Here is a 12,124-nt window from a genome sequence, read left to right as displayed (position 1 = left end):
CCGGGCCGGTAAAGATTCGCCCCGGGGAGAACCCGCCCCGGGATCAGCCGGTCGCGTACAGCTCCTCGATCACCTCGGCGTACCTGGCGTGGACGACCCGGCGCTTGAGCTTCAGGCTGGGGGTGAGCTCGGCGGTCTCGGCCGTCCACTCGACGGGCAGCAGCCGCCACCGTTTGACCTGCTGCACCCGGGCGAGCTTGCGGTTCGCGGACTCGACCGCCGCCTCGACCTCCTTGAGCACGTCCGGATGCGCGGCCAGGTCGGCCAGGGAGCCGAAGGCGATGCCGCGCGCCCGCGCCCACTCGGGCGCCACCTCGCCGTCCAGGGTGAGGATCGCCACCGGGTAGGGCCGGCGGTCCCCGTACGCGAGGGCCTGCCCGATGAGCGGATGCTCCGTCAGATGGCCCTCGATGGCGGCCGGGGAGACGTTCTCGCCGCCCGAGGTGATGAACAGCTCCTTCTTGCGGTCGACGATGCGGACGAAGCCGTCCTCGTCGACCGACCCCACGTCGCCGGTGTGCAGCCAGCCGTCGTCGTCGAGGAGTTCGGCGGTCGCCTCGGGCAGGCCGAGGTAGCCCCGGGTGTTGAGCGGGCTGCGGGTGAGGATCTCGCCGTCCTCGGCGATCCGCACCTCGACGCCCGGCTCGGCCCGGCCCACCGTGCCGAGTTTGAAGACGTCCGGCGAGTTGACGGTGAAGGCGCCGGTCGTCTCGGTCATGCCGTACACGTCGATGACCTTCAGGCCGAGGCCGGCGAAGAACCGCTGCACCTCGACCGGCATCGGCGCGGCGGCGGTCGCGCACCAGCGGGCCTGGTCGAGCCCGATCAGGCCGCGCACGACCGACAGCAGCGCGGCGTCGGCCCGCTCGTACGCCTCGCGCACCTCGGGGGTGACCGTGCGGCCGTGCTGCAGCCCCTCGACGTACGCGAGCCCGGCGGCCATCGCCGCGCGCACGCTCTCCTGCTGCTCGGGCGGCTGGGTGGCCATCAGTGCCTGCAGACGGGACGTCATCTTCTCCCAGACGCGGGGAACGCCGAAGAACAGCACGGGACGCACCCGGCCGAGCGTGGCGCCGAGGTTCGCCATGTCCGTGCAGAAGTGGACGTGGTTGACCTTGACCAGCGGCAGGTACAGGCTGAGCACCCGCTCGGCGATGTGGGCGTAGGTGAGGTAGGAGATCTGCGTGCCGTGGATGGGCAGGTGGATCATCCGCTGGGTGGAGGCGATCTCGAACAGCACGTTGGCGTGCGTCAGCGGGACGCCCTTGGGGGTGCCCGTCGTCCCCGAGGTGTACAGGACGGTCAGCGTGTCCTCCGCGGTCACCGCGCGCCAGCGCGCCTCCACCGCGGCCGGGTCGGCGGCCAGCGCGCCGGCGCCGAGCTTCAGGAACGCCTCCCAGCTCAGGAAGCGCTCGTCGCCTTCGGGCGCGCCCTCCAGCATGACGACCTTCGTGAGCGCGGGCAGCTCACCGAGGACCGGCTCCCAGCGGGCCAGGTCGGCCGGGCCGCCGAGCACCGCGATGCGCGCCCCCACGTCGCGGGCGACGTACGCGACCTGCTCGGGGGCGAAGGTCGCGTAGATCGAGCAGGGGACGGCGCCCGCGTGGACGGCCCCGAGGTCGGCCAGCACGTGCTCGCTGCGGTTGACCAGCATCAGCGCGACGGAGTCGCCCGGCCGCACGCCCAGCGCGGCGTAGCCCGCGGCGATCTGCAGCACCCTCCTGCGCGCCTCGGCGTAGGTCAGGGTCGTCCAGCCGTCCCCGGCCGGATCGGAGTAGGCCGGCGAGTCCGGATGCCCCTGCGCGGCCCACCTGAGCTGCTCGCAGATCGTCCTGCCCGCTATCTCCCGCTCGATCGCGGCCCGTTCTTCCAGTACGCCGGTCATCGCGCCTCCCAACGGGCATTTCGCACGCGTGGCATGCATCGCACCACATGAGATCACCGTCGGCAAGACCCCGGCGGAGAGCCGGCGCGAGCGAGATTCAGCCCTGTGAAGCGACGGCCACGCCGACGAACTCCTGGATCAGCGGGCTGCGGCGGGTGGCGTCCCAGGCCAGGTGGACCTGGTTGGGCGGCAGGTCGCACACGGAGACGTGGACGACGTCGGGACGGGTGTAGAAGGTCGCCGTGGACAGCGGGAGGATGACGATCCCGCGTCCGGCCGCGACGTGTTCGAGCTTCTCCTCGACCGTGCGGATCTGCGGCCCCGCGCCCCGTGAACCGGTGGCCATCTCGGTGGCGACGTCCCGCCACTCGGGGACGGCGTCCGGGTCCTGCAGCAGGTGCTCGTCGGCGAGGTCGGCCGCGTTGATCACGTCCTTGCCCGCGAGGCGGTGGTCGGCGGGCAGGCTGACGACGCGGGGCTCGGACAGCAGGTGGCGCGTCCGAAGGCCCCGCCGATCGATCGGCAGGCGGACGTAGCCCACGTCAACATGGCCGTCGCGGATCAGCTCGGCCTGGTCGTCCCAGCTCATGCGCAGCACCTCGACGGTCAGGCCGGGGTGGCGGGCCGACAGCGCGCGGACCGCGGGCGTCACGATCAGGCCCGGCATGAACCCCACGGCGAACACGCGCGGGCCGCGTGCGGCCCGGCCCACGCGGCGGCGCAGCGCCTCGGCGGAGGCCAGCAAGGGCCGGGCGTCCTCCAGCAGCTGCCGGCCCGCCGGGGTCAGCTCGCTCGCCCGCCTGTCCCGGACGAACAGCTGAGCCCCGAGCTCGCTCTCCAGCGCGCGGATCTGCCGGGACAGCACGGGCTGCGCGATGTGCAGCGCCTGCGCGGCGCGGCCGAAGTGCAGCCGCTCGGCGACCTCGACGAAGTAGCGCAGCTTGCGCAGGTCGACGTCCACCGGCATCTCCTCCGCTCCGTGATGCCCTCAGGGTATTACAGCGGCCCGGAAGGGTCTTGGACGGCGGGGCCGGTGCGGCGGCATCGTGAAGGGGACAGAACGGCACTTATGGAAAGGCCCGTCTCATGAACCTCAAGGGACAGCGCGTCGTCGTCCTCGGCGGCACCTCCGGCATCGGCTTCGCCACCGCCGAGGCCGCCGCCGCCCGGGGCGCGGAGGTCGCGGTGGTGTCCAGCAGGCGTGCGGGCGTCGACCGGGCGCTGGCCGCCCTCCCCGGCGGGACCGTGGGCAAGGTCGCCGACCTCGCAGACCCCTCCCGCGTGCGGGCGGTGCTCCAGGAGATCGGCGAGCTCGACCACCTGGTGTTCACCGCCGGGGAGGCACTGGATCTCATGCCTGTCGCCACACTCGACCTGGCCACGGCCCGGGACTTCTTCACCGTGCGCTACTTCGGCGCCCTGGCCGCCGTCCAGGCCGCCGTCCCCCTGATCCGCGCCGGCGGCTCGATCACCCTCACCACCGGCATCGCCAAGGACCGGCCCGGCCCCGGCTGGGCCGTCGCGGCGAGCATCTGCGGGGCGATCGAGTCGCTGGTCCGCGCCCTCGCCGTCGAGCTCGCCCCCGTCCGCGTCAACGCCGTCTCGCCCGGGGTCGTACGGTCGCCCCTGTGGGCGTCGATGAGCGAGACCGACCGGCAGGCGATGTATGAGGGTGTCGGCGCGGCCGTCCCCGCCGGACGGGTCGGCGAGGTGGGCGACGTCGCGCCCGCCTACCTCTACTGCATGACCCAGGGGTGGGTCACCGGCACGGTCCTCACCGTGGACGGCGGTGCGATCCTGGTGTGACCCCGCTGCTACCGGGCCCCTCACGACGCCATCACAATCGGACAAAAGGGACATAAAGCCAGGTAAGGTACACAGGATGGTGCGTGATCGGGGGGATCGCATGGCATCCGGAAGATCGGGCCCGCCGCTGGGCGAGCAGACGTTCTTCGGCCATCCACGGGGGCTGGCCACGCTGTTCGGCACGGAGATGTGGGAGCGCTTCAGCTACTACGGCATGCGCGCCGTCCTCGTGCTGTTCCTGACCGCGCCCGTCACGCGCGGCGGCATGGGCCTGCCCGAGACCACCGCGGTCGGCATCTACGGCGTCTACATCGCCTCGGTCTACCTGCTCGCCATCGCGGGCGGCTGGCTCGCCGACCGGCTGCTCGGGGCGCGCAGGACCGTGCTGTGCGGCGCCCTGGTCATCATGGGCGGCCACGTCAGCATGGCGATGCCCATGGGCGGCGGGTTCGTCTGGCTCGGCCTCGTGCTGATCGCGCTGGGCAGCGGGCTGCTCAAGCCGAACATGTCGGCGCTGGTGGGCGAGCTGTACCGGCACGAGGACGACGCCCGGCGCGACTCCGGCTACACGATCTTCTACATGGGCATCAACCTGGGCGCGTTCCTCGGCATCATGATCGTGCCCTGGCTCCAGACGGGCGACCGCTGGCACCTCGCCTTCGGCGCGGCGGCGCTGGGCATGGCCGTGGGCCTGACGCAGTACGTCCGCGGCCGGGCCACCCTGTGCGGCGCCGGCGAGGAGCCGGACCACCGCCTGACCCCGGACGAGGAGCGGCGTTTCAAGGTCGTCGCGGGCGTCTGCCTCGCCGCCGGCGCGGGGGCGCTGGCCCTGTGGGCGCTCAGCGGCACGCTCACCGTGGACCGCTTCGCCCTCGTGCTCACGGTCGTGACGGCGGCCGTGCCGGTGGCGTACTTCGCCTTCCTGTTCTCCTCGCGGGAGGTCACCGAGCAGGAGCGGAGGGGGCTGTTCGCGTACGTCTGGCTGTTCCTGGCCGCCGCGATCTTCTGGCTCGTCTACGACCAGGCAGGCAGCGCCCTGCTGCTGTTCGCGAAGAACGACACCGACCTGAACGTGCTGGGCTTCACGATCCCCCCGGGCTGGGTGGGCAACATCAACTCGCTGGCGATCATCCTCGTCGCCCCCCTCTTCGCGGAGATGTTCCTCAAGGCGGGCACCCGGATCAGCACGCCGCTCAAGTTCGCGGTCGGCCTGGTGTGCGTCGGGGTGAGCTTCGTCGTCATGTCGGTCGCGGCCGGCGCCGCCTCCGGCGGGGTGAAGGTCTCGATCATGTGGCTGCTGTCGGTCTACCTGATCCAGACCGTCGGCGAGCTGTTTCTCAGCCCGGCCGGGCTGTCGGTCACCAACAAGCTCGCCCCTCGGGCGTTCGAGAACCAGCTCATGGGCCTGTGGTTCCTCTCCATGGCCCTCGGCGACTCCGTCGGCGGCCAGGCCTACCGGCTGACCACGGTCGTGCCGATGCCCGTCTACTACCTCGTCCTCGCGCTCGCCGCGATCGCGGCAGGGCTCGTCATGCTGCTGTTCGTGCGCAGGCTCCGCACGCTGATGGCCGAGCACCACATGCCGTCGGTGCCCGCGGCCGGCTGAGCGGAGCAGGGCCGGACAGAGGCAGGGCCGGAAACGCCGCTCACAGGGTCGGCGTGAGCGGCTCGGACGGGCGATAGCCGGCGGGGTCGCGGGCGATGCGGCGCACCGCCTCCTCCAGCACGGCCGGCGGCTGGGTGAACGGCAGCCGCAGGTAGCCCTCCAGCGTGCCGTCCACCCCGAACCACGGTCCGGGAGCCAGCCGTACGCCACGGGCGGCGGCGGCCCCGGCGACCGAGCTCGCCACCGGCCCGTCGAGCCGCACCCACAGCGAGCCGCCGCCGCGCGGCACCCTGAACGCCCAGCCGGGCAGTTCCTCGCGCAGGACCGCGGCGAGCGCCGCGCACGAGGCGCCGAGGGTGCGGCGGCGCTCCGCACGCGCCTCCTCGATCCGCTCGAACAGGCGCGCGACCACGAGCTGCTCGAAGACCGCACCCGCGATGTCCACGGCGGCCCGCAGCACGGCCAGGCGGCGGACGGTCGCGGCGCTCGCCCGGATCCAGCCGACCCGCAGGCCGCCCCACCACAGCTTCGAGGCCGAGCCCACGCTGATCACCCGGCCGTCGGTGTCGAAGGCGGCGAGCGGCGCCGCACGCGCCGTCTCGTCCAGCACGATCTCCGCCCAGCTCTCGTCGGCGATCAGCGTGACGCCGTGCCGGCGGGCCGCCTCCACCAGTTCGGCGCGGGTGCCGTCGGCCATCAGGTGGCCGGTCGGGTTCTGGAAGTCGGGGATGACGTAGGCCAGGCGGGCCGCCGACTGGCGCATCGCGCCGCTCACCAGGTCGAGATGCCAGCCGTCCTCCTCCACACCGACCGGCACCAGCCGGGCTCCCCGCATCCGGGCCACGTCGAGCGCGTGCGGATAGGTCGGCGACTCGACCAGCACCGGGTCCCCCGGCCCGGCGAACACCGACATCAGCAGATGAATCGCCTGCTGGGCCCCGGCCGTGACGAGGATCTGCTCGGGCCGGGTCGGCAGCCCCCGCTCGCCGTACCTGCGGGCGATCGCCTCGCGCAGCGGCGCGAGCCCCGCCGGGTGGTAACCCATGCCCAGCGCGTACCGATGGTAGGCCCGGCCCGCCTCCTCGATGGCCTCGCCGAGCAGCGCGGTCGCCGCGGGCGCGGCCGCGTGCAGCGGCAGCAGCCCGTCGTCCGACGCCAGCCACGGATTGTCGGTCCCGAGCGCGCCCGCGTCGGGCAGGGCCGCCCGGCTGCCGGACCCCTGCCGGCTCTCCAGATAGCCCTGCTCGCGCAGCCGGTCGTACGCGGCGGTCACGGTGGTGCGGCTCACTCCGAGGGACTCGGCCAGGTGCCGCTCGGCCGGCAGCCGCACCCCCACGGCGAGCCTGCCGTCGAGGACCAGGCCGCGTACGGCCTCCGCGAGCGCCCGGTAGTAGGGCCGGGCTTCCGGCGCGTCTCCCGCGCCCTTCCCGATGCCCTTCCCCGTACCTTTCCCGGTGCCGTCGCCGATGCCGCTCCGGACGAGCCTGGCCAGTTGGGGAGCGCTGAGGTGCCGGTCCATAAAGGCCAATTTCTCCGATTGGCCCTTTTCCCGCAACCCCACCCGCGTCCACGATGGGCCGACTATGACCGAACTCTCCCTCCCCAGCCCCCGTTCGCTCCCGTTGCGGCTCATCCGCCTCTACACCGGCCTGGCGCTGTACGGCGCTGGGATCGCCCTGCTCGTCAGGTCCGGGCTGGGCCTCGACCCCTGGGAGGTCTTCCACCAGGGCATGTCGGTGCGCACCGGGTGGTCGATCGGCCTGTGCATCAACCTGGTGGGCGCGCTGGTGCTGCTGCTGTGGATTCCCCTGCGGCAACGCCCCGGCCTCGGCACGATCAGCAACGTCCTGGTGGTCGGCACCAGCGCCGACGGGGTGATGGCGCTGGTCCCCGCGCCCACGGCCTGGCCGGTCCAGTGGGCCTTCCTCCTGGGCGGCATCGTCGCCATCGCCGCCGCCTCCGGGCTCTACATCCACGCCGGCTTCGGTCCGGGGCCGCGCGACGGCCTGATGACGGGCCTCAACCGGCTCGGGCTGTCCATCCGGCTCGCCCGCACGGTCGTCGAGATCGGCGTGCTCGCCGTGGGCTGGCTGCTCGGCGGCACGGTCGGGATCGGCACGGTGGTGTTCGCCCTGGCGATCGGCCCGCTGACGCAGGTCTTCATGAAGCTGTGGGCCCCCGCCGGGGACACCGCCCGGCCACCGGGTACGTAGCGGTCATGATGAGGCGAGCGCTCTGGGAAGGCCTGGTCGCCGGAGCGGCCGGGGCGGCGGTGATGACCCTCGGCGAGAAGGTGGAGCAGCGCCTGACCGGGCGGCCCGGCTCCTACGTCCCGGCGCGGGTCCTGGAACGCCTGACCGGCATGGCCCAGCGGTCCGGGCGCGCGTCCGACGCCGTGAACTGGGCCATGCACTACGGCGAGGGCGCGCTGCTGGGGGTCCTGCGCTCCGTCATGGCCCACGCCGGGCTGAGGGGCCCGTGGTCGTCGGCCAAGTTCGCCGTGGTGCGGCTCACCAACGACCAGATCCTGGAGAACGCCACCGGGGTCGGCGCGCCGCCCCCCACGTGGCCCCGTCTCGAACTCGGCGTTGATGTGCTCCACAAGGCCGTCTACGCCTTCGCCACCGGGGTCGTGGCCGACGCCCTGGCCGGCCGTACGGGACCGGGCTCCGGGCAACGGCACGCGCGGATGCGCCCGGGACGGCGGGCCGGCGTGGGCCCGCTGCCGAGGGAGGAGGCCCACACCCGGCGCTGAGGGGGACACGCCGTACGCAGGGGGAGGCGAGCGCGGGGAGGCGAGCGGGTGCGGATCGAGGACTACGCCCTGATCGGGGACACGCAGTCGGCCGCCCTCATCGGCATGGACGGCTCGATCGACTGGCTGTGCCTGCCGAGGTTCGACTCTCCCTCCTGCTTCGCCCGGCTGCTCGGCGACGAGCACAACGGCTTCTGGCGGCTGGCCGCCGCGGAACGCGACAGGGCCACCCGGCGGGCCTACGTCGAGGACACGCTCGTGCTCGCGACCGACTGGGAGACCTCCACCGGGAGGGCCAGGGTCGTCGACTTCATGCCGCCCCGCTCCGGCAATCCCGACCTCGTGCGGATCGTGGAGGGCCTGTCCGGCGCCGTGGAGATGACGACCGAGATCCGCATCCGATTCGACTACGGCCGCATCGTGCCGTGGGCCCGCCGGGTCGGCGGTCACCTGCACGCCATCGGCGGCCCGGACTCGGTCTGGGTGCACTCCCCGATCTGCCTGGAGGGCGGCGACTACCGGCACGAGGCGACGTTCACGGTCGCCGCCGGCGAGCGGGTGCCGTTCGTCTTCACCTGGCACCCCTCCCACCGGCCCCAGCCGGAGCGCATCGACCCTTCGCGCGAGCTCGGCCTCACCGTCGCCGGGTGGCGGGAGTGGATCTCCCGTTGCGGCTACCGGGGTCCCTGGCGCGACGCCGTGGTCCGCTCGCTCATCACGCTCAAGGCGCTCACCTACAGCCCGACCGGCGGGATCATCGCGGCGCCGACCACCTCGCTGCCCGAGCACCTCGGCGGGGTGCGCAACTGGGACTACCGCTACTGCTGGCTGCGCGACGCGGCGATGGCACTCGACGCGCTCCTGCGATGCGGATACGTCGAGGAGGCGGACGCCTGGCGCGTGTGGCTGCTGCGCGCCATCGCGGGCCGCCCCGAGGACCACCAGATCATGTACGGCGTGGCCGGCGAGCGCCGCCTGCCGGAGACGACGCTCGACTGGCTCTCCGGCTACGAGGGGTCACGCCCCGTCCGGATCGGCAACGGCGCCGCCGGCCAGTTCCAGCTCGACGTCTACGGTCAGGTGGCCAACGCCCTCTACCGGGCGCGCAAGCAGGGCATGCCGCCCGACGACTACACCTGGTCACTAGTGATGAAAGGGGCCGAGTTCCTCGAACACAACTGGGACCGGCCCGACGAGGGACTGTGGGAGGTGCGCGGCCCCCGCCGGCACTTCGTCCACTCCAAGATCATGGCGTGGCTCGCTCTGGACCGCGTGACCCGGGGGGCCGCGGAGCTGGGCCGCACCGGGCCGTTCGACCGGTGGAGCGCCCTGCGCGACCGCATCCACGCGCAGGTCTGCGACAAGGGCTACGACCCCGAACGCAACACCTTCACCCAGTCCTACGGCTCCCGCGAACTGGACGCCGCCCTGCTGCGGATCCCCATCGTCGGCTTCCTGCCCCCCGACGACCCCCGCGTCATCGGCACCGTCGAGGCGATCGAACGCGAACTCATGACCGACGGCTTGGTCCTGCGCTACCCCCTCGCCGAAGACAACCCCGTCGACGGCCTCCCCGGCGGCGAAGGCGCCTTCCTCGCCTGCAGCTTCTGGCTCGCCGAGGCCAGAGCCATGATCGGCCGTCACGACGACGCCGTCGAACTGTTCGAACGCCTCATCGCCCTGTCGAACGACGTCGGCCTCCTCGCCGAGGAATACGACCCCAGAACAGGCCGCCAACTCGGCAACTTCCCCCAGGCCTTCAGCCACGTCCACCTGATCCACACCGCCCAGGCGCTGAGCGGAGCACGAACATCGGCACCACCCGCACCGGCCGTGGCCCGCACCCGCACCCGCACCCGCGCGAGGTGAGCTCAAGGACGTCTTTCTCGGGAGGTCCTGAAGCGGCATCGACCCTGCTCGCGCGGCGCTGCCCGTCGACCCACACCTCGTCAGGAGTCCGCCCCAGCCAGGACAACCGGCCCGGGCGTCGGTGACTCATGCACCGGGGAGTGTCGCGACGGGCTACTTGTGCGGGTCGTCGACCTTGAGCGGATCCCCGGTTGTGGAGACGAAGACGACGAGGAGCTCGGCCGGCTCCTTGATGCTGACGTTCTCCGTGGCGACGTGGTGGGCTCCTGGCTGCTCGGTCCAGTTCTCGCCCTGGTGGTATGTCCGCATCGGTGCGCCTTCAAGCCGGCTGCGTACCGTGCCCTTGAGCACATAGGCGTAGACGAACGCGTCGCCGTGCCGGTGCGGCGTGGCTCGGGCGTCCGGCGGCAGGGTCACGATCGCCGAGGTGAAGGTCTTGCCGGGGACGTTCGGGAGCGCCTTCTGGATCAGGACTTTCAGGCTCTCCGAAGGGTGTCCCGTAGCCATCGCCGCGCCGGCCTGTTCCTGTGTCGCGTGTGTCGCCTGGGTGACGGTGGTGACCTGGGCCTGTGACGCCCGGACGGCCTGCGCGGCCGGTTGCTCCGTCCCGGGGGCGCAACCGAGGATCGCGGCAGCAGTGCCGGCGATCAGCACTCCGCCGGCGATTCGCTTACTGATCATGAGTGTTGTGCTCCTTGTTCGTCCGTGACCTGGATGATGGTCTTGCCTGGTGTGCGGCGGTGACGGGCGAACGCCGCGGCCGTTTCGGCCAGCGGTCGCACGTCGCCGACGATGGGGTTGAGTCGTCCGGCCCGCAGGCGCTCGGCCAGGTCGGTCAGCCGGGCGCGGTCGGGCTCGACGACGAAGAAGACGGCTCGCCCGTCCTTGGGCTGCACGGTGGGCGGCATGGCGATGGTGACGAGGGTGCCGCCCGGACGTACCAGCTCGGTCGATCGTGCGAGGATGTCGCCGCCGATCACGTCGAGCACCACGTCCACCTCGCCGACGCCCCGCAGGTCATCGGCGTCCAGGTCGAGGAAGGTCCGCGCGCCGAGGCCGAGCACGACATCGCGGTCGTCGGCCCGGCCGGTGCCGATCACCCGGGCGCCTGCCTCTCGCGCGAGTTGGACGGCGATCGAGCCGACGCCGCCCGCGGCGCCATGGATCAGGACGGTCTGGCCGGTCGTGAGGTGGGCGTGGTCGAACAGGGCCTGCCACGCGGTCAGTCCGGAAATGGGCAGCGCGGCGGCCACGGTGTGGTCGACGTCGGCCGCGAGGGGGGCGAGGTTGCGCGCCTCCACCGCGGTGTATTCCGCCAGGGATCCGTTGCGGGCCCAGTCGGTCAGTCCGAAGACCCGCTGGCCCACGGTCAGGCCCGTGGTTCCGTAGCCGAGCTCGACCACGACTCCGGACAGCTCGTGCCCCGGAATGGTGGGTGTCCGGTCGCGGCCGGCGCGATCGGTCCACGTCGCCGGCCAGTCGAGCTCTCCGGGGGTGAAGCCCGCGGCGTGCACGCGCACGATGACGTCGTTCTCCGCGGCGTGCGGGTACGGCATGTCGGTCAGGGTGAGACCGCCGACATCAGCGTCACGATCACGCACGGTGATTGCTCGCATCTTTGATCCTTTCGTCCCGGATTGGTTGCGGGCGGCTCAGTACGGGGGTCCGCCTGTGGCGCGACGGGGTCCGCCTGTGGCGCAGGTGGTGGCGGCTCCCCACCGCCGAGGTCGCGGACCGCCCGTCGCCGGCGCGCTCGTGAGCCCGCGGACGCCCGGCGTCAACTCCGGCGATCACGGAGAGCACTCCGCGAATGCGATGTAGAGGCAGGCCGTGGCCCCCGGCCCCCGCCATCACGGACCACCCCGCGACGATGGCGGGGACCGAGGCGAGGAACTCCGGCCGGGCTTCCCGGGGTACGCGGACCCGTGGTCGCAGCGACGCCAGTCCACCGGCGCTCCGATATATGTCTGTTATGGCCTTTATGTCCGCCTCCAATTTGCCCGACCGGCGGCACCCCATGCCGCCTCCATCCGGCCAGGAAGCACTCGTTTTTGGACGGACCGGATCACAGTCGTACGCTCGGCCATGACCGCTACACCGACTCTCATGACCACCGCGATCATGAGAACAGCGGACTCCAGCACGATCGGCGCCAAGTGGCAGACGCAGAATCCGTTCGCGTCCTGCATCAGTGAATCCATCC

At 72.3% G+C, this 12,124-nt stretch carries 9 protein-coding genes and 1 pseudogene; 5 read left to right on the top strand and 5 right to left on the bottom strand.

The features are described from left to right. Positions 1-43 precede the first annotated feature (43 nt). Together ACGFIB_RS29355 and ACGFIB_RS29350 are read right to left on the bottom strand one after the other, a co-directional pair. A complete protein-coding gene (locus tag ACGFIB_RS29355) occupies positions 44-1,885 on the bottom strand; it encodes an AMP-dependent synthetase/ligase (protein WP_393376359.1) in 1,842 nt (613 codons plus the stop codon). A 97-nt stretch (positions 1,886-1,982) separates the two neighbouring features. Beyond that, a complete protein-coding gene (locus tag ACGFIB_RS29350; protein WP_142572441.1) occupies positions 1,983-2,846 on the bottom strand; it encodes a LysR family transcriptional regulator in 864 nt (287 codons plus the stop codon). A gap of 125 nt (positions 2,847-2,971) precedes the next feature. Between ACGFIB_RS29350 and ACGFIB_RS29345 the strand changes: the two genes are divergently transcribed. Both ACGFIB_RS29345 and ACGFIB_RS29340 read left to right on the top strand, forming a co-directional pair. Further along, a complete protein-coding gene (locus ACGFIB_RS29345) occupies positions 2,972-3,691 on the top strand; it encodes an SDR family oxidoreductase (protein WP_357261685.1) in 720 nt (239 codons plus the stop codon). Positions 3,692-3,791: 100 nt separating this feature from the next. Continuing rightward, positions 3,792-5,297, top strand: a complete 1,506-nt coding sequence (locus tag ACGFIB_RS29340) for a peptide MFS transporter (protein WP_393376358.1) — start codon at positions 3,792-3,794, stop codon at positions 5,295-5,297. Positions 5,298-5,337: 40 nt separating this feature from the next. Here ACGFIB_RS29340 and yczR read toward each other — a convergent pair whose 3' ends face one another. Then, entirely contained in the window at positions 5,338-6,816 is a 1,479-nt protein-coding gene (gene yczR, locus ACGFIB_RS29335; RefSeq protein WP_393376356.1) for a MocR-like transcription factor YczR, read from the bottom strand. A 64-nt stretch (positions 6,817-6,880) separates the two neighbouring features. Between yczR and yczE the strand changes: the two genes are divergently transcribed. From yczE to ACGFIB_RS29320, 3 genes and pseudogenes are all read left to right on the top strand, one after another. Further along, positions 6,881-7,510, top strand: coding sequence for a membrane protein YczE (gene yczE, locus ACGFIB_RS29330; protein ID WP_357261694.1), 630 nt, complete (start codon positions 6,881-6,883; stop codon positions 7,508-7,510). A 5-nt stretch (positions 7,511-7,515) separates the two neighbouring features. Beyond that, on the top strand, positions 7,516-8,052 hold the full coding sequence (locus tag ACGFIB_RS29325; protein ID WP_393376354.1) for a hypothetical protein: 537 nt from the start codon (positions 7,516-7,518) through the stop codon (positions 8,050-8,052). Positions 8,053-8,091: 39 nt separating this feature from the next. Then, a pseudogene (locus ACGFIB_RS29320) lies at positions 8,092-9,921 on the top strand (glycoside hydrolase family 15 protein); the annotation flags it as partial. A gap of 153 nt (positions 9,922-10,074) precedes the next feature. Here the strand turns inward: ACGFIB_RS29320 and ACGFIB_RS29315 are convergent. Both ACGFIB_RS29315 and ACGFIB_RS29310 read right to left on the bottom strand, forming a co-directional pair. Beyond that, positions 10,075-10,602 (bottom strand): cupin domain-containing protein, encoded by a 528-nt coding sequence (locus tag ACGFIB_RS29315; RefSeq protein ID WP_393376352.1) that lies wholly within the window; start codon positions 10,600-10,602, stop codon positions 10,075-10,077. Further along, complete coding sequence (locus ACGFIB_RS29310; RefSeq protein WP_393376351.1) at positions 10,599-11,537, bottom strand: NADP-dependent oxidoreductase; 939 nt, start codon at positions 11,535-11,537, stop codon at positions 10,599-10,601. The genes ACGFIB_RS29315 and ACGFIB_RS29310 overlap by 4 nt, the downstream gene beginning before the upstream one ends. Positions 11,538-12,124 lie beyond the last annotated feature (587 nt).

It is taken from the genome of Microbispora bryophytorum, from assembly GCF_043197435.1.
Taxonomy (GTDB): Bacteria; Actinomycetota; Actinomycetes; order Streptosporangiales; family Streptosporangiaceae; genus Microbispora; species Microbispora bryophytorum.
The sequence above is the reverse complement of the archived record's forward strand: the minus strand, read 5'-3'. Positions and strand labels throughout refer to the sequence as shown.

Excerpts from the sequence above, each read along its gene's own strand:
- ACGFIB_RS29355 (WP_393376359.1), bottom strand. The coding sequence starts at position 1,885 with ATGACCGGCGTACTGGAAGAACGGGCCGCGATCGAGCGGGAGATAGCG.
- ACGFIB_RS29345 (WP_357261685.1), top strand. The coding sequence starts at position 2,972 with ATGAACCTCAAGGGACAGCGCGTCGTCGTCCTCGGCGGCACCTCCGGC.
- ACGFIB_RS29340 (WP_393376358.1), top strand. The coding sequence starts at position 3,792 with ATGGCATCCGGAAGATCGGGCCCGCCGCTGGGCGAGCAGACGTTCTTC.
- yczR (WP_393376356.1), bottom strand. The coding sequence starts at position 6,816 with ATGGACCGGCACCTCAGCGCTCCCCAACTGGCCAGGCTCGTCCGGAGC.
- yczE (WP_357261694.1), top strand. The coding sequence starts at position 6,881 with ATGACCGAACTCTCCCTCCCCAGCCCCCGTTCGCTCCCGTTGCGGCTC.
- ACGFIB_RS29325 (WP_393376354.1), top strand. The coding sequence starts at position 7,516 with ATGATGAGGCGAGCGCTCTGGGAAGGCCTGGTCGCCGGAGCGGCCGGG.
- ACGFIB_RS29315 (WP_393376352.1), bottom strand. The coding sequence starts at position 10,602 with ATGATCAGTAAGCGAATCGCCGGCGGAGTGCTGATCGCCGGCACTGCT.
- ACGFIB_RS29310 (WP_393376351.1), bottom strand. The coding sequence starts at position 11,537 with ATGCGAGCAATCACCGTGCGTGATCGTGACGCTGATGTCGGCGGTCTC.